Source organism: Pseudomonas sp. NMS19W (assembly GCF_051554255.1).
Taxonomy (GTDB): Bacteria; Pseudomonadota; Gammaproteobacteria; order Pseudomonadales; family Pseudomonadaceae; genus Aquipseudomonas; species Aquipseudomonas kribbensis.
Genome location: NZ_CP136718.1, coordinates 5,340,363 through 5,360,234, shown reverse-complemented (window position 1 = coordinate 5,360,234; position 19,872 = coordinate 5,340,363). Strand labels below are relative to the sequence as shown.

The 19,872-nt window shown below is 61.0% G+C and carries 17 protein-coding genes; 2 read left to right on the top strand and 15 right to left on the bottom strand.

Translation table 11 applies throughout. The features are described 5' to 3' along the window. Positions 1-4: 4 nt before the first annotated feature. From yacG to pilB, 5 genes are read right to left on the bottom strand one after another with little or no spacing between them, the layout of a single operon-like run. The gene (yacG, locus tag R1A29_RS24525) at positions 5-205 is read right to left on the bottom strand and encodes a DNA gyrase inhibitor YacG (RefSeq protein ID WP_085712167.1); all 201 of its coding nucleotides are present in this window, start codon (positions 203-205) and stop codon (positions 5-7) included. After that, the gene (gene coaE, locus R1A29_RS24520) at positions 202-825 is read right to left on the bottom strand and encodes a dephospho-CoA kinase (RefSeq protein WP_102621090.1); all 624 of its coding nucleotides are present in this window, start codon (positions 823-825) and stop codon (positions 202-204) included. The genes yacG and coaE overlap by 4 nt, the downstream gene beginning before the upstream one ends. After that, positions 822-1,694 carry a prepilin peptidase gene (locus tag R1A29_RS24515; protein ID WP_438299818.1) on the bottom strand — a complete coding sequence of 291 codons (873 nt, stop codon included), beginning with the start codon at positions 1,692-1,694 and terminating at the stop codon, positions 822-824. The genes coaE and R1A29_RS24515 overlap by 4 nt, the downstream gene beginning before the upstream one ends. Position 1,695: 1 nt before the next feature. Beyond that, positions 1,696-2,913, bottom strand: a complete 1,218-nt coding sequence (locus tag R1A29_RS24510; protein ID WP_438299816.1) for a type II secretion system F family protein — start codon at positions 2,911-2,913, stop codon at positions 1,696-1,698. A gap of 2 nt (positions 2,914-2,915) precedes the next feature. Continuing rightward, positions 2,916-4,616, bottom strand: coding sequence for a type IV-A pilus assembly ATPase PilB (pilB, locus tag R1A29_RS24505; protein WP_423204317.1), 1,701 nt, complete (start codon positions 4,614-4,616; stop codon positions 2,916-2,918). 226 nt (positions 4,617-4,842) lie between these two features. On the opposite strand from pilB, the gene R1A29_RS24500 reads away from it, so the two are divergent. Next, positions 4,843-5,286: a pilin gene (locus R1A29_RS24500; protein ID WP_085732829.1), complete on the top strand. Its 444-nt coding sequence runs from the start codon at positions 4,843-4,845 to the stop codon at positions 5,284-5,286. A 299-nt stretch (positions 5,287-5,585) separates the two neighbouring features. Next, positions 5,586-5,942, top strand: a complete 357-nt coding sequence (locus R1A29_RS24495) for a BON domain-containing protein (protein ID WP_065261581.1) — start codon at positions 5,586-5,588, stop codon at positions 5,940-5,942. Positions 5,943-6,110: 168 nt separating this feature from the next. Here the strand turns inward: R1A29_RS24495 and R1A29_RS24490 are convergent, their stop codons facing one another. The 10 genes from R1A29_RS24490 to R1A29_RS24445 form a co-directional block, all read right to left on the bottom strand. Beyond that, on the bottom strand, positions 6,111-6,407 hold the full coding sequence (locus tag R1A29_RS24490; RefSeq protein ID WP_114885591.1) for a DUF2845 domain-containing protein: 297 nt from the start codon (positions 6,405-6,407) through the stop codon (positions 6,111-6,113). Further along, positions 6,407-9,358: a DUF748 domain-containing protein gene (locus R1A29_RS24485; RefSeq protein ID WP_438299815.1), complete on the bottom strand. Its 2,952-nt coding sequence runs from the start codon at positions 9,356-9,358 to the stop codon at positions 6,407-6,409. The genes R1A29_RS24490 and R1A29_RS24485 overlap by 1 nt, the downstream gene beginning before the upstream one ends. Before the next feature lie 133 nt (positions 9,359-9,491). Beyond that, complete coding sequence (locus tag R1A29_RS24480; RefSeq protein WP_408987270.1) at positions 9,492-10,508, bottom strand: class I SAM-dependent rRNA methyltransferase; 1,017 nt, start codon at positions 10,506-10,508, stop codon at positions 9,492-9,494. Positions 10,509-10,562: 54 nt separating this feature from the next. Beyond that, positions 10,563-11,432 carry an oxygenase MpaB family protein gene (locus R1A29_RS24475; RefSeq protein ID WP_438299814.1) on the bottom strand — a complete coding sequence of 290 codons (870 nt, stop codon included), beginning with the start codon at positions 11,430-11,432 and terminating at the stop codon, positions 10,563-10,565. 50 nt (positions 11,433-11,482) lie between these two features. After that, the gene (gene acs, locus R1A29_RS24470) at positions 11,483-13,420 is read right to left on the bottom strand and encodes an acetate--CoA ligase (RefSeq protein ID WP_438299813.1); all 1,938 of its coding nucleotides are present in this window, start codon (positions 13,418-13,420) and stop codon (positions 11,483-11,485) included. 114 nt (positions 13,421-13,534) lie between these two features. Beyond that, the gene (gene pgi, locus R1A29_RS24465; protein WP_438299812.1) at positions 13,535-15,199 is read right to left on the bottom strand and encodes a glucose-6-phosphate isomerase; all 1,665 of its coding nucleotides are present in this window, start codon (positions 15,197-15,199) and stop codon (positions 13,535-13,537) included. 359 nt (positions 15,200-15,558) lie between these two features. Continuing rightward, complete coding sequence (gene panC, locus R1A29_RS24460; protein WP_438299811.1) at positions 15,559-16,419, bottom strand: pantoate--beta-alanine ligase; 861 nt, start codon at positions 16,417-16,419, stop codon at positions 15,559-15,561. Continuing rightward, positions 16,416-17,216 carry a 3-methyl-2-oxobutanoate hydroxymethyltransferase gene (gene panB / locus R1A29_RS24455; RefSeq protein ID WP_438299810.1) on the bottom strand — a complete coding sequence of 267 codons (801 nt, stop codon included), beginning with the start codon at positions 17,214-17,216 and terminating at the stop codon, positions 16,416-16,418. The genes panC and panB overlap by 4 nt, the downstream gene beginning before the upstream one ends. Positions 17,217-17,536: 320 nt before the next feature. After that, positions 17,537-18,022 (bottom strand): 2-amino-4-hydroxy-6-hydroxymethyldihydropteridine diphosphokinase, encoded by a 486-nt coding sequence (gene folK / locus R1A29_RS24450; RefSeq protein ID WP_438299809.1) that lies wholly within the window; start codon positions 18,020-18,022, stop codon positions 17,537-17,539. Between the two features lie 3 nt (positions 18,023-18,025). After that, the gene (locus tag R1A29_RS24445) at positions 18,026-19,426 is read right to left on the bottom strand and encodes a polynucleotide adenylyltransferase PcnB (protein WP_438299808.1); all 1,401 of its coding nucleotides are present in this window, start codon (positions 19,424-19,426) and stop codon (positions 18,026-18,028) included. Positions 19,427-19,872 lie beyond the last annotated feature (446 nt).

Sequence of the window (19,872 nt, the reverse complement as noted above, 5' to 3'; positions counted from 1 at the left end):
GGGATCAATGGCGCGGGTCGAAGTCGCCGGAAAACAGTTCGTCCTCGGCATCCGGGGCCACCGGAATCTTGTGTTCTTCCGACGCCCAGGCGCCGAGGTCGATCAGTTTGCAGCGGTCCGAGCAGAACGGCCGGAATTTGTTTGCGGGGGTGAATTCCACCGGGGCGCCGCAGGTCGGGCAATTAACGGTTGGGGTCTGGCTCATGACTGGCCTCCGGATAAAGTCAGGTAAAAGTGATGCAGGCGCTCGACCTCGCTGTGCAGCCAGGCGAGGTCGCGGTCGTTGACCACCACATCGTCGGCACGGCTGACGCGGTCTTCGCGGCTGGATTGGGCCTTGAGGATCGCCTGGACCTGCTGTTCGCTGGTCTGGTCACGCTGCAGGGTACGTTCGATCTGCAGTTGCTGCGGCGCATCGATCACCAGGATTCGCTGGGTCATCGCGTACTGTCCGGACTCGATCAACAACGGTGAAACCAGAATCGCGTACGGTGATTTTGCCAGCGCCAGGTGATGGGCGATTTCCTCGGCGATCAGCGGATGCAGCAGCGCTTCGAGCCAACGGCGTTGCTCCGGCACTTCGAAGATCAGCTTGCGGAGCGCCGCGCGATCCAGCGTGCCGTCGGCCTGCAGGACATCGGGGCCGAAGTGCTCGGCAATTTTCGCCAGCGCCGGGCGACCCGGCTCAACCACCCAGCGTGCTGCATGATCGGCGTCCACGACGTGGATACCAAGATCGATGAAGTGCTGGGCGGCCGCGCTTTTGCCGCTGCCGATGCCGCCGGTCAGGCCGAGAATCCAGGGTTTTTCCACAGGGGTATTCATTTCAAACCGACAAACTGCCAATAGAAGTCGGTTATTTGACCACCCCAGAGCAAGGCAATCCAGCCGGCAATTGCCAGATAGGGCCCGAAGGGGATTGGCGTCGAGGTTTTCCGGTCGCGCAGCTTGAGCAGAATCACCCCCAGTACGGCCCCCACCAGCGACGACAGAAGAATGGTCAGCGGCAGAATCTGCCAGCCACCCCAGGCCCCGAGCAGCGCCAGCAACTTGAAATCACCGTGACCGATGCCGTCCTTGCCGGTGAGCAGCTTGAACAGCCAGAACACCGACCACAGCGCCATGTAACCCGCCACCGTGCCCCATAGCGCGTCGTGCAGCGAGACGAACAGGCCGAAGCTGTTGACGATCAAGCCCAGCCACAGCAGCGGCAGCACCAGCACGTCGGGCAACAACTGATGCTCGGTGTCGATCAGGCTCATCGCCAGCAAGCCCCAGGTCAGCACGATCAGCAGGCCTGCCGGCCAGCCAAAGCCCAGGTGCCAGGCGATGAACGCCGAGAGCAGGCCGCAAGCCAGTTCGGTGAGTGGATAACGCTTGCTGATCGGCGCCGCGCATGACGAGCAGCGGCCGCGCAAAAACAGGTAGCTGAGCAGCGGAATGTTTTCCCACGCACGAATGCGGTGGGCGCAATGCGGGCACTGCGAGTGCGGCAACATCAGGTTGTAGACCGGCAGCGGCGTTTCGACGGGCAGCCCGAGCACGTCGTGGGCCTGCTGGCGCCATTCGCGCTCGAGCATCTTCGGCAGACGCCAGATCACCACATTGAGGAAGCTGCCGACCACCAGCCCGAGTATCAGAGCGGTGAAGACAAAGGCCAGCGGATAGAGGGCGAAGAGTTCGTCGATGGGCATGTCAGATCGCTGAGCCGAGTTGGAAGATCGGCAGGTACATGGCCACGACCAGCCCGCCGACGATCACCCCGAGTACCACCATGACGAAAGGCTCCATCAGGCTGGTGAGGTTGTCGACCATGTTATCCACTTCTTCCTCGTAGAACCCGGCCACCTTGTCGAGCATGTCGTCCAGGGCGCCGGACTCTTCGCCGATGGCGGTCATCTGCACGGCCATGTTCGGAAAGATACCGGTGGTGCGCATTGCGAAGTTCAGCTGCATGCCGGTGGCCACGTCCTGGCGAATGCGCAGCACCGCGCGTTTGAACACCACGTTGCCGGTGGCGCCGGCGACCGAGTCCAGCGCTTCGACCAGCGGCACGCCGGCGGCAAACGTGGTCGACAGGGTCCGGGCAAAACGGGCGACGGCGGACTTGTACATCATGGTGCCCACCAGTGGCAGTTTCAGCAGCCAGGCGTCACGGCGGTCGCGCAGGGCCTGGGACTTTTTCAACGCATGGCGGGTGCCGAAAAACGCCACGATCAGCACACCCAGAATCGCCCACCACCATTGCTGCATGAACTCCGAAAGGCCGATGACCATCAGGGTGAACGCCGGCAGTTCGGCACCGAAGCCGGAAAACACCGACTGGAACTGCGGCACCACTTTCACCAGCAGAATGCCGGTGACGACCGCCGCCACCAGAATCACGGCGGTGGGGTAGGTCATGGCTTTCTTGATCTTGGCCTTGAGGCTTTCGCTCTTCTCCTTGTAGGTCGCGACGCGTTCGAGCAGGGTGTCGAGAGCACCGGACTGCTCGCCGGCATCGACCAGGTTGCAGTACAACTCGTCGAAGTATTGCGGCTTCTTGCGCAGGGCCGCGGCGAAGCTGTTACCGGCGGCGACTTCCTGTTTCACCTCGTCCACCAGTTTGCGCATCGCCGGGTTCTCGAAGCCTTCACCGATGATGTCGAATGACTGCAGCAACGGTACGCCGGCCTTCATCATGGTCGCCATCTGCCGGGTGAACAGGGCGATGTCCAGCGGCTTGATGCGTTTGCCGAAATTCAGCAACGACGCGGATTTCTTGCGCACCTTGCCTGGGTTGATGCCCTGCTTGCGCAACTGGGCCTTGATCAGCGCGGGGTTTTGCCCGCTCAGTTCGCCGCTGATCCGGCTGCCTTTCTTGTCGGTGCCTTCCCAGGCGTAGACGCTGATTTTCGCTGCCTTGACGGCCATGTTCAGTCCTTGGTGACCCGGTTGATTTCTTCAAGGCTGGTGATGCCTTGCATGGCCTTGATCAGTCCCGAAGTGCGCAGGTCGTTGAAGCCGTCCAGGCGCATCTGGCTGTCGATTTCCAGTGAGTTGCCCTCGGCCATGATCAGCCGCTGCAGTTCGGGCGTGTTCCTGACCACTTCATAGATGCCGGTGCGGCCCTTGTAGCCGCCGTTGCAGTGATCGCAACCGACGGGCTCATAGATCGTGAAACTGCCGATGCGTTCCTCGGGGAAGCCTTCCTTGAGCAGGGTTTCGCGGGGAATCTCGATGGGCTTCTTGCAGTGGCTGCACAGTTTGCGCGCCAGACGCTGGGCGATGATCAGGCTGACCGACGTGGCGATGTTGAAGCCGGGAATGCCCATGTTGTGCAAACGGGTCAGCGTTTCCGCCGCGCTGTTGGTGTGCAGCGTGGACAGTACAAGGTGACCGGTCTGTGCCGCCTTGATCGCAATCTCTGCTGTTTCGAGGTCGCGGATCTCGCCGACCATGATCACATCCGGGTCCTGACGCAGGAACGAGCGCAGCGCCTGGGCGAAATCCAGCCCCTGCTTCGGATTGACGTTGACCTGGTTGATGCCTTCCATGTTGATCTCCACCGGGTCTTCAGCGGTGGAGATGTTGATGTCGACGGTGTTGAGGATGTTGAGCCCGGTGTACAGCGACACGGTCTTTCCCGACCCGGTGGGGCCGGTGACCAGAATCATGCCCTGTGGCTGCTTCAGGGCGGCCAGGTACAGTTCTTTCTGCTCCGGCTCGTAGCCGAGGGCGTCGATGCCGATCTGCGCGCTGGACGGGTCGAGAATCCGGATCACCACTTTCTCGCCCCACAGGGTCGGCAGGGTGTTGACCCGGAAGTCGATCGACTTGGTTTTCGACAGGCGCATCTTCAGGCGTCCGTCCTGGGGTTTGCGTCGTTCCGAGATATCGAGGCTGGCCATGACCTTCAGCCGGGCGGCGATGCGTCCGGCCAGTTGAATCGGTGGTTTGGCCACTTCGCGCAGGATGCCGTCGGTACGCACCCGCACCCGGTAGTTTTTCTCGTAAGGCTCGAAGTGTAGGTCGGAAGAGCCGCTCTTGATCGCATCCAGCAGCATCTTGTGGACGAAGCGCACCACCGGCGCATCGTCAGCGTCCATTCCACCGATGGCGTCCTGTTTGCTGTCATCGACGGATTCGACGTCCAGCCCGTCGAGGTCGACATCGGCCATGTCTTCCAGGCCGGAGGCGTGGGTGTCGAAGAATTTCTCGATGGCATCGGTGAGCTTGTCGTCCTCTACCAGGATGGCTTCGGTGGTCAGCCCGGTGCTGAACTGAATGTCGTTGATCGCCTGGTGATTGCTCGGGTCGGAAATCCCCACGAACAGTTTGTTGCCGCGTCGCCACAGGGGCAGGGCATGGTGCTGGCGAACCAGTTTTTCGCTGACCAGGCCTTTGGGCTGGGTTTCCTTGTCCAGGCAGTTGAGGTCGAGGAACGCCATGCCGAAATGCTCCGAGGCGATTTCGGCGACCTGCGAACTCTTCACCAGTTTGTTCTGTACCAGATAGCTGACCAGCGACAGGCGATTGCGCTGGGCTTGCTGCCAGGCTTGTTGGGCGCTTTTTTCCGTGAGCAGTTCGGCCTGGACCAATTGCTTGGCCAGACCGCTCAGAGCGATGTCATTCATGGGAATCCCGGATGCAGACAGTTCATGACTTATAGCCTAGTCAAGTGACAGCGCCAAACCGCCTCGGTGCAGGTGACAAAAAGTGTCAGATAGTGCGGTTACAGGTTGTAGGAAACGGCATTGCCCCGATCTCTCGCCCAATCCTCGGGCTGGCGAAGCACTTGGCACGGGCTATGCTCGGTTCATCTCAGATCATGAGATTCCGACTCATGCATGGAGCGTGTCTATGAAAAAACAACAAGGTTTCACTCTGATCGAACTGCTGATCGTCGTGGCAATCATCGGTATCCTGGCCACCATTGCGCTGCCGCAATACACGAAGTATCAGGCACGGTCCAAGGTGACGGCGGGGCTGGCGGAAATCAGCGCGCTGAAAGTGCCGTTCGAGGACACCATCAATCAAGGTACTGACCCGACGCTGACGCTGGTGACCGGTAACGCATCCTATTCGACAACCAACTGCGGCACAGTCACTGCCTCGGGTACTGCGTCCTCTGGAGCTGGCACCATCGTCTGCACTCTGGCCAACGCACCGGCTCCGGTACTGGGCAAGACCATCACGCTGACCCGTTCTGGCGGTGCGACGGGTAACACCGCGGGCGTCTGGAGCTGCGCCTCGACAGTCAACCCTGACTACGCCCCTAAAGGTTGCCCTGGCAGCGGTACTTGATAGCTTGACCCCTGGTCATCAAATGCCTCGCTTTGCGGGGCATTTTCTTTTGCGCGGCACCTCACAAAAAGCTCCAGTCTTTTCAGCGTGTTAGGAACTTTCCCAAAAGCCGCAAGTTGCATGTAGATAATTCAGGGGTCATGCAATTTGCATGATTCCGAGAATTTTCAAATTTGTTAACTTGTTGATTTATAAAGATTTATTGAATGTTCGAAAGTTGGCACAGCGTTCGCAATATCTCCGGTAACCCTGCTGACAAGACACGCAGCAGACTTTCCAGAAAAACAGGAGTTACTCGTATGAAGAAGTTCGCTATCACTGCCGCTGCTGCTACCGCGCTGACCCTGACCATGGCCACCGGCGCATTCGCACAATCCACCCAGGCGACCCAGGCTCCAATGACCCTGGCTGCCGGTGAAATGACCAAGGCGAAAGAAGCCACTTCCGACACCTGGATCACCACCAAAGTCAAAAGCGACCTGGTGACCGAAAAAGGCATTCCAGGCACTGACATCAAAGTAGAAACCAACAAAGGCGTCGTGTCTCTGTCCTCCACTGTTGCAGTGACAGAAGCACAGAAAAAGATGGCCGTAGACATCACCAAGAAAATCAAAGGCGTCAAAGCGGTCTCCGCTGACGGCCTGAAAGCCGAGTAAGGCAAGACTTCTCGCCTGGACCGGGAGAAGACGCGACAGGCGGGCCGAGCAATACGTCTGCCGCCCTTTAGAGTTCATGCGAACGGCCACACGGAATGTGGCCATTACAGGCCCCGGCACTCGTGTCGGGGCCTGTTCTATTTCAAGGGCTGGAAAAGTGCAGAGAAGTCAGTCGCCGCGCTTGCTGTTGATCTGCCGCAGGCGATTGCCTTCGAAGCGCAGGTATTGATACATGCCGTTGCTCGGGCCGTAGGTCCATTCCTCGACCTGAAACTCTTCACGCCGATTGGCGCTGCGCTTGTAGCCCAGCACGTCGCGGCTGACCGGTTCACCGCATTTCTGCAGCACTTCGCTGGCGCGATCACCGAGGCTCACCAACTGGCTGCCACAGCGCAGGGTATCGGATGCCGAAGCCTGGCTGGCGACGAGCGCCAGCGCGATTGCGGCCAGCCATTGACTGTTCATCACTCGGCGTCCAGATGCATTTGTGTCACCACGCGACCGTCGCTTTCCGCCTCACCAAGATTGGCGTCGATGAAGTACACGCGGTCGTCGGCCAACTGGCCCTTGTCCACCAGGTAATCCTTGATGCTGCTGGCACGGTCCTGTCCGAGCTGACGCAACAGCACATCGCTGGAACTCCAGAACTTGATCACGTCGGCGCGCATTTTCGCGGTGCGTTCTTCTTTGCCCAGATCCTTCCATTCAGCCGGTGGCTGGGTTTTCAGACGGGTGCGGTAGATACCTTCGAGCAGCGGACCTTTTTCGTTGTCCGGCACCTGGATCAGCGAGGCCTGGGCCGGCACCTTGTCGCCACGGCGCTGGAGCATCTTGTAGTAGTTGTACTGGTATTCGCGTTCCAGACGTTGCTCCGCAAGCAACGGACCGTCGCTGCTCTGTGCAGCGGTGCCTTCGATTTCCAGACGCAGGGCCGGACGCTCCTTCAGGGCCTGGGACAATTTGACCAACGCCGCTTCGGCATCCTTGTTCAGTTCGCTGGAGCCCGGTGCGAAGGACACGGTGCCCAGATCTTCCGATCCGCCACCACTGACCAGACCGCCAATCAGCTTGAACGGTGCGGCGGCGGCTTTGACGATCAGGTTGCGCAGGGTCTGCCAGACAATCGGCATCACGCTGAATTGCGGGTTGTTGAGGTCACCGGTGACCGGCAGCTCGATGGAAATCTTGCCGTCCACGTCCTTGAGCAGCGCAATCGCCAGTTTCAGCGGCAGGCTCACGGCATCCGGGCTGTCGACTTTCTCGCCCAGTTGCAGTTGCTCGACCACCACTTTGTTCTCGGCCTTGAGCTGGCCCTTGGTGATCAGGTAGTGCAGGTCGAGATTGAGCCGGCCCTTGCGGATCCGGTAACCGGCGAACTTGCCGGAGTAGGGGGTCAGGGTGGTCAGTTCGACCCGTTTGAAACTGGTGGCGATGTCGAGGCTGGCCATCGGGTCGAACGGGTTGACCGCGCCTTTGATGGTCACCGGCGCATAGCGGTCGACCTTGCCCTTGACGTCGACGCTGGCGGGTTTCGCCTGCCGACTGTCGATGGTGCCGATCTGGCCATTGAGCTGCTGGATCGCGGTGGCGAAATTCGGCGTCAGGCTGAAGTCGGCGAAGTTGGCCGAGCCGTCATTGATCACAATGCCGCCCATGTGAATGCCCAGCGGTTTCGAGTTGCCGGCGGGTTTGGCCGCTGTGGTTTTCGTTCCGGAATCGGCAGGTTGCGGGATCAGCAAATCATCGATGTTGGTGGTGCGATCATCGTTGATCATGAAGCGCGCATACGGCTGGAACAGGTTGACCTTGTCGATCGACAGGCTGTCGCCGTGTTGGTAATTCAGCCCTTCGACCACCACCTGCTGCCACTTGAGGAAGTCCCGGGTCTTCAGAGTGTCGAGGGTGTGCAACTGATCGACCTGAGCGCGACCGGTGACGCTGAGTGCCAGCGGCTCGGTACTTTTCAGGTTCACTTTCAGGTCACTGCCGAGCATGCCGCTGCGCAGTTCAAGACGAATGAACGGGTTGATGTAGGACTGGGCGACGCGCAGGTCGATGTCCTGGGTTTTCACGTTGAGCTGGGCGGTGACCGGCGCCAGATTGACCACGCCGTCGGCGTTGATCTTGCCTTGCTTGCCCAGGCCAGCGTCGAGTTTGACGTTGAAGGGCGAGCCGTTGAGGCTGTCGAAATTCTGCAGATCGACGTTCAGCGGCGTGACATCCAGCGTGACCTCGGGCTTCGCCGAGCGGTCCGCCAGATGCACTTTGTAGTCACGCAGTTGCACGTCCTTGAGCAGCACTTGCCATGGCTTGCCCGGCGCGGTCGGTTCCGTTTTCGGCGAGTCGGCGGCGGCCGGCGTGCTTTTGGGCTCAGCCGCTGCTTTGGCGGCAGGTTTGGACGGCTGGCTGGCGAACAGTTTTTGCCAGTCCAGTTGTCCGTCCGCTTCGAGGGCGGCCCAGGTTTCGAGCTTCTGGCTGCGGATCTTGCCGACCACCACTTGCTGTTTGGCCAGGTCTACCGTGGTTTCGCTGACGTCGAGGCGGTCGAGTTTTGCCAGCGGACGTCCGTCCGGTGCCTTGATCGCAAACGGCGCGACGCTGACCGCCACGTTGCTCAACAGCAGTTCGGTTTCCTTGGACAGGTTGAGCTTGTAATCGGTGCTCAGGCTGACCACACCGTTTTCCAGCACCAGCGGTACGGCGTCGCGCACATAGGGCCAGAACGCTTTCATCTGGCCATCGGTGACCTTGAGCGTGCCTTCGGAGGCAATCGGGATCAGGCTGAAATTGCCTTTCCAGTCGATCTGCCCACCAGCCGGGCCGATGGCGACCAGGGTCATGTCGGCGTTGTCCTCAGGCAGGGTGCTGAGATTGTTCAGTTCGAAATCGAGTTTGTCGTAGAGGAATTCGATCGGCTCGCTCGGGCGTGCATCCTCGAAATGCACGTTGCCGCCAGCCAGTTTGATCCGGTCGATACGCAGCGGAAACGGCTTGGCATTCGGATCGGCCGGCGTCGGTTCGCTGGCCGGCAGTTTGAACAGACCGAGCAGATTGAGTTTGCCGTCCTTGGCGAACAGGATTTCGGTCTTGGGTTTGTCCAGTTCGATGTCGGACAGATGCAGGGCTTTTGTCCACAGGCTGTCGAGTTGCAGGTTGGCGTACAGGCGTTCGAAACCGACCTGTTCCTTGCCCGGCTCGCCGATGACCAGACCCCACAGCGTGACTTCGAGGCTGAACGGATTGAGTTCGATACGCTGGATGTGCGCAGGCACCGTGGCGTAGTTGGCCAGTTGCTGGTTGGCCACGCGGAGCGCGATGCCCGGCAGAATCAGAAACCCCAGCAGGCTGTAGAGGGCCAGAGCAGTCAACAGGGCGCCAATCGCGCGAATCAATCCTTTGGGCATGTGCGGCTTCATCTGTCTGAATCGGAGTGCCTTGGAGTATGGCACGCGATTCCGGTTCCGAAGTGCATTGCGCGAGACAGGATTGTTCAGATTTGTCTGTAATGTCTGTAGGAACCGCCGAAGGCGGCTCCTGCTGGGGGGAAATTCAGAGCTGGAGAATCAGGGTCTTGAGTGGCGGTTGCCCGTCCAGTGAAGGGAAATCCCGGCCCGGGGTCATCACGCTCCATTCACGCACCGGTCGCCCGGCTTTCTCGGCGCAGCGCAGCACCTGTTCGCGCCAGTCGTCCATGCTGACTTTTGCCAGGTTGTTGCAGCAGATCAGCACGCCATTCTCGGCGGTGGTCAGCAGGGCTGGCTTGAGCAGGCTCTGATAATCGCGCAGCAGGTCGACGGTACCGAATGCACTTTTGGCCCAGGCTGGCGGGTCGAGCAATACCAGATCATATTGGCGCTGTTCGAGACGTTGATAGCTCGGCAGTTTCTGCCCGCGACGCTGACTGATCGGCAGGCCGGCCAGCTGGCGGATCGCCGGGAAGTAGTCAGACTGGATGAATTCCATGGTCGGCAGCTGCGGATTGAGCAAGCCGTTCTCGCGGCCGACTGCCAGGTTACCCTCGGCGAAGTCCAGGTTGCACACCTCGCGTGCACCACCGGCGGCCGCGCTGAGACCGACGCCGCAGGTGTAGGCGAACAGGTTGAGCACGCTTTTGCCTTTGGCGTGATCCTTGACCCAGCCGCGGGTGTTGCGCAGGTCGAGGAACAGCAGCGGATCCTGGCCGGCATGGCGTCCGCGCACGCGGTAGTTCAGGCCCCACTCGTGGCCGACCAGATCGACCAGCGCTGCATCCTCGGCGCGGTACACGCTGTCTTCACGATCGATGCGCGAGTTGCCACGGGAGCGGTCGTTGTAGACCAGCAGGGTTTGCAAGCCCAGCGTTTCGTTCACCGTGGCGTGCAGTTGCAGCAGGTCGGCGAGTTCCAGCGTCTGGTGGAAGCTCTGCACCATCAGTTGCGGGCCGTAACGGTCGACGGTCAGGCCGCCGGCGCCTTCCTGGCTGCCATGGAACAGGCGATAGCAGTCGGTGCCTTGGCGGTGCAGCTCGGCGAGTAGGTCCTGGCGTTGATCGAGGGCGGCGCGCAGCGCCTGATTCAGGGAAGACATGCTTGCGCCTTGCTGGAGGGAATCGGGGCGCGGGAGTTTAGCAGCTACTGAGCTTCATCTCAGCCCCATCCGCCGTTGGGCCCGATGCACCGAACCATTGCGCATCGCCCAGCGCAACATCGGTGCGCTGCGCTTGACGCTGGCGCGGATCAGCTGGCGTTGCAGCGGATTCTGCCGGGCATCCAGCAAGTCGCTGGCCCAGTCCGGCAGCAGGTCGATGCCGGCCTTCATCATCAGGTCGCCAAATGGCCGTGCCAGTACGCTGGGTGCCGGGGCATCGAGCAGCAGGCGCAAGACTTCGCGGCTACGATCGTCGCACACCAGTTGCGGGCGCATGCGTTGCAGGTAATCGGCCACGGCCTGGCGCGATTTCGGCACATCGCGAGCCCCCAGGCGTTCAGCGACCACGGCGATTTCCGCGTAGTAACGGTCCTGATTCTGCGGTGACAACTGCGGGTTGCGGTAACGCAAATGGGCGGCGAGAAAGTTGCTGACTTCGGCCACGTGTACCCAGGTCAGCAGATCCGGATCACTGGCCGCATAGGGCCGGCCATCCGGCGCGGTGCCCACCACTTGCAGGTGAATGGTGCGAACCTTTTCGATCAGCCATTCGGCGTCCCGTTTGGAGCCGAACGTAGTGCCGGAGACAAACTGACTGGTTCGGCGCAGGCGACCGAGCATGTCCTGGCGGAAATTCGAGTGATCCCAGACGCCGGCCAGCGCCAGTGGATGCAGGGCTTGCAGTAGCAAGGCACTGATGCCGCCGATCAACATGCTGCTGAAGTCGCCGTGCACTTGCCAACTGATCGAGTCCGGGCCGAACAGGCCGGGATCGCCCTTGGGGTTTTCCAGATCGAGCTGGCCGAGGGACAGACCGGTCAGGCTCATGAGCTGGTTTTCGATACGGCTGCGGATGAATTCCATGGCAACTCAGTGGTGAAGGGCGGCGCGGCCGGTTGACCGCGCCCGTGATTCTACTGGTTAAGGCGCTTGTCGATCAGCCCCTGCACCACGCTCGGGTCGGCCAGGGTCGACGTGTCGCCGAGGCTGTCGAGTTCGTTGCAGGCGATCTTGCGCAGGATCCGCCGCATGATCTTGCCCGAGCGGGTTTTTGGCAGGGCCGGGGCCCACTGGATCAGGTCCGGTTTGGCGAAGCTGCCGATCTCCTTGCTGACGTGGGCCAGCAATTCCTTCTTCAGTTCGTCGTTGGGTTCGGCGCCGTTCATGGGCGTGACGAAGGCATAGATGCCCTGGCCTTTGACGTCGTGGGGATAACCGACCACGGCGGCTTCGGCGATGCTGTCGTGCAGCACCAGCGCGCTTTCGACCTCGGCGGTGCCGATGCGATGGCCGGAGACATTGATCACGTCATCGATGCGACCGGTGATCCAGTAGTCGCCATCCTCGTCGCGACGGGCGCCGTCGCCGGTGAAGTAGTAGCCGGGGTAGGGTTTGAAGTAGGTGTCGACCATGCGCTGCGGATCGCCGTAGACGCTGCGGATCTGCGCCGGCCAGCTCGACTTGATCGCCAGCACGCCACTGCCGGCGCCCTTGATTTCCTTGCCGTGCTCGTCGAGCAGTACCGGTTGCACGCCGAACATCGGCTGGGTGGCGCAGCCCGGTTTGATCCGTTGGGCGCTGACCAGCGGGCTGAGCATGATGCCGCCGGTCTCGGTCTGCCACCAAGTATCGACAATCGGGCAGCGTTGTTCGCCTACGACGTTGAAATACCATTCCCACGCTTCCGGGTTGATCGGCTCACCAACGCTGCCGAGCAATCTAAGGCTTTGTCGCGAAGTTTCCTGCAAGGGGCCGGCGCCTTCACGCATCAGTGCGCGCAGTGCGGTCGGCGCGGTGTAGAAGATGTTGACCTTGTGTTTGTCGATCACCTGCCAGAACCGCGAAGTGCTCGGGTAGCTCGGTACGCCTTCGAAGATCAGGGTGGTTGCGCCGTTGGCCAGCGGGCCGTAGACGATGTAGCTGTGGCCGGTGACCCAGCCGACGTCGGCGGTACACCAGAACACTTCGCCGTCGCGGTAGTCGAGGACGTACTTGAAGGTCATCGCCGCTTGCAGCAGGTAACCGCCGGTGGTGTGCAGCACGCCCTTGGGTTTACCGGTGCTGCCGGAGGTGTAGAGGATGAACAGCGGGTCTTCGGCGTCCATCGGTTCCGGCGGGCAATCGTCGCTGACGTCGCGCACGGCCTGGTGATACCAGAGGTCGCGGCCTTCGACCCAGTCGACCTTGTCCTGGGTGTGTTCGACCACCACGACGGTGCTGACCTTGGGACAGCTTTGCAGGGCCTTATCGACATTCTGTTTCAGCGGCACGGACTTGCCACCGCGCACGCCTTCGTCGGCGGTGATCACGGTGCGGCAGTCGGCATCGAGAATACGATCGCGCAACGAGTCCGGGGAGAAACCGCCAAACACCACCGAGTGAATCGCGCCGATCCGCGCGCAGGCGAGCATGGCGTAAGCCGCCTCGGGGATCATCGGCATGTAGATGCACACCCGGTCACCTTTCTTCACGCCGCGGCTTTTCAGCACGTTGGCCAGGCGGCAGACGTGGTGATGGAGTTTGTTGTAGGTGATTTGTGTGGATTCGGCGGGATCGTCGCCTTCCCAGACAATGGCGGTCTGGTCGCCGCGCTTTGCCAGATGGCGGTCGATGCAGTTGTAACTGACGTTCAACTTCGCCCCGGCGAACCAGGAAGCCTCGCCGGTCTTCAGGTCATAGCGCTGGACGGTCTGCCACGGCGTGCTCCAATCGAGGAAGCGGGTGGCCTGTTCGGCCCAGAAGGTGCTGGGGTGTTCAATGGATTCGCGGTACAGGCGATGGTAGTCGTCCTGACTCAACTGGGCAGCCCGGCGGACGGCATCGGCTTTGGGGAACGTGCTGATATCGAACATGACGGTTCCTTATTCTTGTTGTGCGACAAGGATAAAGATGCGCCGAGAGCGGGGAGGGTTCAATACCTGTAAACAAACACCCCCTCATGGCGAGGGGGTGTGTCGAGTACCCGATCAGCCGCGGTGACGGCCGCGGAAGTAGTTGATCAGGCCTTGAGTGGACGCATCTTCGGCGGCGGTTTCTTCGCTGCCGACCAGGCGGTTGTAGACGCCCTTGCCCAGCTCTTTACCCAGTTCCACGCCCCACTGGTCGAAGGCGTTGATGCCCCAGACCACGCTTTGCACGAAGACTTTGTGTTCGTACATCGCCACCAGTGCGCCGAGACGGCGCGGGCTGATGCGCTCGACCACCAGGGTGTTGCTCGGGCGGTTGCCCGGGATCACCTTGTGCGGTGCCAGTTTCTGCACTTCGGCTTCGCTCATGCCTTTGTCGCGCAGCTCGGTTTCGGCTTCCGACAACGTCTTGCCGAGCATCAGCGCCTGGCTCTGGGACAGGCAGTTGGCGTACAGCCACTGATGGTGGTCGGACACCGGGTTGAAGCTGACGATCGGCACGATGAAGTCGGCCGGAATCAGTTGGGTGCCCTGGTGCAGCAACTGGTGGTAAGCGTGCTGGCCGTTGCAGCCGACACCGCCCCAGATCACCGGGCCGGTATCGGTCGACACCGGAGTGCCGTCCTGACGCACGCTCTTGCCGTTGGATTCCATGTCCAGCTGTTGCAAGTGCTTGGTGATGTTACGCAGGTAGTGGTCGTACGGCAGGATCGCGTGGCTTTGCGCGCCCCAGAAGTTGCCGTACCACACGCCGAGCAGGGCCAGCAGCACCGGCATGTTCTGTTCGAACGGCGCGCTCTGGAAATGCTGGTCCATGGTGTAGGCACCGGACAGCAGTTCCTTGAAGTTGGACATGCCGATGGCCAGGGCAATCGGCAGACCGATGGCCGACCACAGCGAATAACGACCGCCGACCCAGTCCCACATCGGGAAGATGTTCTCTTCGCGGATACCAAACGCCACGGCCGCCGCATTGTTGCTCGATACGGCGATGAAGTGGCGATACAGCTCGGCTTCCGAACCGCCCTGGGCCAGGTACCAGGCGCGGGCGGCCTGGGCGTTTTTCAGGGTTTCGAGGGTGTTGAACGACTTCGACGACACGATGAACAGCGTGGTCTCGGCGCGCAGTTTTTGCGTCAGCTCGTGGAATTCGCTGCCGTCGATGTTCGCCAGGTAATGGCAGCGCACGCCTTTCTGGGCATAGGACAGCAAGGCTTCGGAGACCAGCTCCGGGCCGAGGAACGAACCACCGATACCGATGTTGACCACGTCAGTGATCGGCTTCTCGGTGTAACCGCGCCACAGTCCGTCATGGATCTTGCCGACCAGATCGGTGATCTGGTTCAACACCTTGTGGACTTCAGGCATCACGTTGACGCCATTGACCGACAGCTTGTCGCCCACCGGGCGACGCAGGGCGGTGTGCAGCGCCGGGCGGCCTTCGGAGGAGTTGACGATTTCGCCGTCGAACAGCGCCTTGATCGCGCCCTTGAGATCGACTTCGTTGGCCAGACCCACCAGCAGGTTGCGGGTCTCGGCGTTGATCAGATTCTTCGAATAATCGAGAAACAGTCCGCAGCTGCTGAGGGTGAACTGAGTGAAGCGCTGCGGATCGGCGTTGAAGGCTTCGCGCATGCTGAAATCCTGCATGGCTTGGCGGTGGTCTTTCAACGCTTGCCAGGCAGGCAGAGCGGTAACGTCATGAGGAGTGCGGTAGTACGCCATCGCTGCGGTTTTCCTTTTTTACTTGAACGGCCTTTTGAACACTGAAAAGACCTCCCCGCCATGTTTGGGCGAGGGGGCAACTGCGTCGACACGATTACATTAGCGCAGGGCGAATACAGTAAACCCAGCGCTGCGATCTGTCTTGGCTTCTTCTGACCTGTAACCTGTACTTTTTTAACATCGATAACAGGAGCGGCCGACAGACGGAGACAATGCGAGGATGTCCCAGCTGATCGCGCGGGTTGGACGGCGGGCAGTTTGCCCGATGGGCAGGTGGGCAGCAATACGATCCGGGAGGGGGGATGTCACACGAATGTGGGAGCGAACAGGCTCGTTCCCACATTCTGCTGTTGCGGTGTTCAGGCGGGGGTATCGAGGTTCAGGTGCAGGTTGTCGATCAATCGAGTGGTGCCGAGGAACGCTGCAGCCAGAATTACCAGATCACGATCTTCCGCCGTGGCCGGACGCAGGGTCAGGGCGTGGCGGATTTCCAGGTAATCCGGGCGCAGGCCGGCGGCTTCCAGCTGTTGCCGCTGTGCCAGGATCAAGGCCGGGAAGTCGCGCTCCCCCTGCTTGATCGACTCGGCAATGCTGCTCAGGGCGCGGTAAACGACGGGCGCTACGGCGCGTTGCTCCTCGCTGAGGAAACCGTTGCGTGAGGACAGCGCCAGGCCATCGGCAGCACGTACGGTCGGTTCGCCGATGATCTGGATCGGCATGTTCAGGTCATGCACCAGTGCACGGATCACGGCCAGTTGCTGGTAGTCCTTCTGACCGAAGATCGCCAGATCCGGCTGGACCATGTTGAACAGCTTGCTGACCACGGTCGCCACGCCTTCGAAGTGTCCCGGCCGGCTGGCGCCGCACAGGCCTTCGGAAAGCTGCGGCACGCTGACCCGGGTCTGCCCGGCCATGCCGTCGGGGTACATTTCTTCGACGGTCGGGGCGAACAGCAGGGAGCAACCGGCTTCCAGCAGTTTTTCCTGATCCGCCGCCAGGGTACGCGGGTATTTGTCGAGGTCTTCGCCGGCGCCGAACTGCAGCGGGTTGACGAAAATGCTCGCGACCACGAAGTCCACTCGCTGCTTGGCTTTAGTGATCAACGCGATGTGGCCGCTGTGCAGGTTGCCCATGGTCGGCACGAAGCCGATGCGCTTGCCTTCACTGCGGGCGCGCGCCACGGCGGCGCGCAGTTCACGTACGGTTTTGACGGTGTTCATGCAGAGAATCCGTGTTCGATCCCAGGGAAAGTGGCGGCTTTGACTTCGTTCACATAAGCCTTCAATGCGGACTGGATGCTGTCCTGACCCTGCATGAAGTTCTTCACGAATTTCGGTACGCGGCCGCTGATCGACAGGCCGAGCATGTCGTGCAGCACCAGGACCTGACCGTCGGTGTCAGTGCCGGCGCCGATGCCGATCACCGGGATTTTCACGGCGCTGGTGATTTCGGCAGCCAGTTCGCTCGGCACGCATTCCAGCAGCAGCATGGCCGCGCCGGCCTGCTCCAGGGAGATCGCGTCGGCGCGCATCTGGCGTGCCTGGTTTTCGTTGCGCCCCTGCACTTTATAACCGCCGAGAATGTTCACGGCTTGCGGGGTCAGGCCCATGTGGGCGCAGACCGGCACACCGCGTTCGGCCAGCAGACGGATCGATTCTGCCAGCCACAGCGCACCTTCGACCTTGACCATGTGTGCGCCGGCCTGCATCAGCATGGCGCTGTTGGTCATGGTTTGTTCGAGGGTGGCGTTGGCCATGAACGGCAGGTCGGCCAGGATCAGGGCGTCGGTGTTGCCGCGCTTGACGCAGGCGGTGTGGTAGGCCATTTCCGCAATGGTCACCGGCAGGGTGCTGTCGTGACCTTGCAGGACCATGCCGAGGGAGTCGCCCACCAGCAGCACTTCGACACCGGCCTCGTTGCAGGCGTGGGCGAAGGTCGCGTCATAGCAGGTCAGCATGGTGATCTTTTCACCTTTCTGCTTGAGGCTCTGGAGCGTGGTCAGGGTGATGGCTGGCATGTAAGAAATCCTCGTTCAGGCGCTTTGGAAACTACTGCGAGTAACGCGCGTGATTCGTCATCTATTCAGGCGCACGCTCTTTTGTCGTGCTTATAAGACCTGGATTGCGCCCTTGTATGCCGGGTTGGCGGCAGCGGGACGCCTATAGTCGTGATGAGGCCTCAGGAAGTCAATTGCATGTGTTACCGCATTGTTACGACGGGAGTGTTACCGGCGTTACTGATGCGATTCAGCGGGCCGGCGGGCCTGATTTGCAGGTTTTTTGTCCTACAAGAACGCAAAATACGGGAGCAGGTCTGCTCCCGCATCGGCGGTTTGGGTCAGGCGTGGGAGAGGCGTTCGAGGCCGACGAACGGGCAGGCTGCGAGCAGATCGGCAAGGGTGCGGCCATCGGCCAGGCGCAGATCTTCGGGGGCCAGTTCGGCCAAGGGATAAAGTACGAACGCGCGTTCCTGCATGTGGTAATGCGGGACTTTCAGGCGCGGCTCATCGATCAGACGGTCACCGAACAGCAGAATGTCCAGATCCAGCGTGCGCGGGCCCCAGCGTTCCAGGCGTTCGCGACCCTGGCCGTTTTCGATGGCTTGCAGGGCATTGAGCAGTTCCAGCGGAGCGAGTGTGCTGTCGAGTGCTGCGACTGCGTTGGTGTAACGCGGCTGACCCGGCAGCAGCGAGTCGCTCTGGTAAAAGGCAGACACACCGACCAGTGCTGTACTCGGCAGTTGCGCCAATGAGTCAACCGCGCTGCGCAGTTGTTCGGCCGGGTCAGCCAGGTTGCTGCCCATGCCGATGTAGATGCGTTCCATGCCTTATTCGCCCGAAGCGCTCGGTGCGCCGGCGCGTTTGCGCTTGGAACCGCTGCTGCGGCGACGCTTGCGCGGAGCACCGCTGGCGCCGTCTTCCTTGCCGCTGAGGTCGCGGATCATGTCGCGGCGCTCGCTGTCGTTGGCGTCCTGATAGTCGGTCCACCATTCGCCCAGGCCATCGGTCTGCTCGCCGGCGCTTTCACGCAGCAGCAGGAAGTCGTAGCCGGCGCGGAAGCGCGGATTGTCGAGCAACAGGTCGGCGCGTTTGCCGCTGCGGCGTGGCAGGCGTTCCTGCATGTCCCAGATCTCGCGGATCGGCATGGTGAAACGTTTTGGAATCGCAATGCGCTGGCACTGTTCGGCGATCAGCTCGTGGGCGGCTTCCTGCATCGCCGGAATCGGCGGCATGCCACGTTCCTGCAAGCGCAACACGCGAGCCGGCAGGGCTGGCCATAACAGGGCGGCAAACAGGAACGCCGGGGTTACTGGTTTGTTCTGCTTGATCCGCAGGTCGGTATTGGTCAGTGCTTCGCTGATCAGCGTGTGGGTGTATTCCGGGTTGTATTCCAGCGCATCGGCGCTGGCCGGGAACAACGGTGCGAACAGTTGCAGGTCGACGAGCATCTCGAAGGTGATGGCGCCATGGCCGGAGAGGAACAGCTTGAGCACTTCCTCGAACAGCCTGGCCGACGGAATTTCGCGCAGCATCGGTGCCAGTTCGCGGATCGGCTGGACGGTGTGCTTTTCGATGCCGAAGTTGAGCTTGGCGGCGAAACGCACGGCCCGCAGCATCCGCACCGGGTCTTCCTGGTAACGCTGTTTCGGGTCGCCGATCAGGCGGATCAGATGATTGCGGATGTCGTGCACGCCGTTGGCGTAATCGAGGATGCGCTCGCTGACCGGATCGTAATACAGGGCGTTGATGGTGAAGTCGCGACGTTGCGCATCTTCTTCCAGAGTGCCGTAGACGTTATCGCGCAGAATACGCCCGCTCTCGTTGCGCGAGGACTGGTTGCTGTCTTCGTCGTCTTCGTTTTGCGGGTGGTTGGCGCGGAAGGTCGCGACCTCGATGATTTCGCGACCGAAATGGATGTGCACCAGCTTGAAGCGGCGGCCGATAATCCGCGCATTGCGGAATTCGGCGCGAACCTGCTCGGGGGTGGCGCTGGTGGCGACGTCGAAGTCTTTGGGCGTGATGCCCAGCAGCATGTCTCGCACGCAGCCGCCAACCAGGTAGGCCTGGTAGCCGGCGCCCTGCAGACGTTCGACGATGTTGACCGCGTATCGGCTGAATTGCGCCTTTTGCAGCGAATGTTGGCCGCTGTTGAGGACTTCAGGCGTGCTACGGATGTGTTGCGTACGACGCAGTGGAGTTCGGAATGACTGGAACAGCTTCTTCAGCATGGGATGCACTGTTTGAAGGAATGTTCGGCCATACCAGAGAATGACCGCATGATGGGCGGGGATTCTAGCATTTAGTCGAGGGATGGTGTAGGACGCTGCCGATTTGCGCTGCAGGCCGCAGGCTAGAGGGGTGAAGATGCGTCAGGAGGGGAGCTTTTCCCGTGAGGGAGAAACTACAAGGGGAGCCGAAGCTCCCCAAGAAGTAGTTGCGTGCTCTTTTTATTATTGATTCGGGCTTCTTGTTTTTGTTGAGTGCCCTCGTCATGAAGCTTTTCCTTCATGACCCTCCCAATCGGGAGCCAAGAGCAAACGGATTGCTTTGGTCGCTGAATTGCAGTGATCTCTCGATCCAACCAGTACAGGCTCTGTCTTAGGACAGTTTTTGTTGTTCTCGGCCTGGTCGTGGGGCAAGCCCCAAATACAACGCCTCTCCAAAAGAATCAGTT

Excerpts from the sequence above, each read along its gene's own strand:
- yacG (WP_085712167.1), bottom strand. The coding sequence starts at position 205 with ATGAGCCAGACCCCAACCGTTAATTGCCCGACCTGCGGCGCCCCGGTG.
- coaE (WP_102621090.1), bottom strand. The coding sequence starts at position 825 with ATGAATACCCCTGTGGAAAAACCCTGGATTCTCGGCCTGACCGGCGGC.
- R1A29_RS24515 (WP_438299818.1), bottom strand. The coding sequence starts at position 1,694 with ATGCCCATCGACGAACTCTTCGCCCTCTATCCGCTGGCCTTTGTCTTC.
- R1A29_RS24510 (WP_438299816.1), bottom strand. The coding sequence starts at position 2,913 with ATGGCCGTCAAGGCAGCGAAAATCAGCGTCTACGCCTGGGAAGGCACC.
- pilB (WP_423204317.1), bottom strand. The coding sequence starts at position 4,616 with ATGAATGACATCGCTCTGAGCGGTCTGGCCAAGCAATTGGTCCAGGCC.
- R1A29_RS24500 (WP_085732829.1), top strand. The coding sequence starts at position 4,843 with ATGAAAAAACAACAAGGTTTCACTCTGATCGAACTGCTGATCGTCGTG.
- R1A29_RS24495 (WP_065261581.1), top strand. The coding sequence starts at position 5,586 with ATGAAGAAGTTCGCTATCACTGCCGCTGCTGCTACCGCGCTGACCCTG.
- R1A29_RS24490 (WP_114885591.1), bottom strand. The coding sequence starts at position 6,407 with ATGAACAGTCAATGGCTGGCCGCAATCGCGCTGGCGCTCGTCGCCAGC.
- R1A29_RS24485 (WP_438299815.1), bottom strand. The coding sequence starts at position 9,358 with ATGAAGCCGCACATGCCCAAAGGATTGATTCGCGCGATTGGCGCCCTG.
- R1A29_RS24480 (WP_408987270.1), bottom strand. The coding sequence starts at position 10,508 with ATGTCTTCCCTGAATCAGGCGCTGCGCGCCGCCCTCGATCAACGCCAG.
- R1A29_RS24475 (WP_438299814.1), bottom strand. The coding sequence starts at position 11,432 with ATGGAATTCATCCGCAGCCGTATCGAAAACCAGCTCATGAGCCTGACC.
- acs (WP_438299813.1), bottom strand. The coding sequence starts at position 13,420 with ATGTTCGATATCAGCACGTTCCCCAAAGCCGATGCCGTCCGCCGGGCT.
- pgi (WP_438299812.1), bottom strand. The coding sequence starts at position 15,199 with ATGGCGTACTACCGCACTCCTCATGACGTTACCGCTCTGCCTGCCTGG.
- panC (WP_438299811.1), bottom strand. The coding sequence starts at position 16,419 with ATGAACACCGTCAAAACCGTACGTGAACTGCGCGCCGCCGTGGCGCGC.
- panB (WP_438299810.1), bottom strand. The coding sequence starts at position 17,216 with ATGCCAGCCATCACCCTGACCACGCTCCAGAGCCTCAAGCAGAAAGGT.
- folK (WP_438299809.1), bottom strand. The coding sequence starts at position 18,022 with ATGGAACGCATCTACATCGGCATGGGCAGCAACCTGGCTGACCCGGCC.
- R1A29_RS24445 (WP_438299808.1), bottom strand. The coding sequence starts at position 19,426 with ATGCTGAAGAAGCTGTTCCAGTCATTCCGAACTCCACTGCGTCGTACG.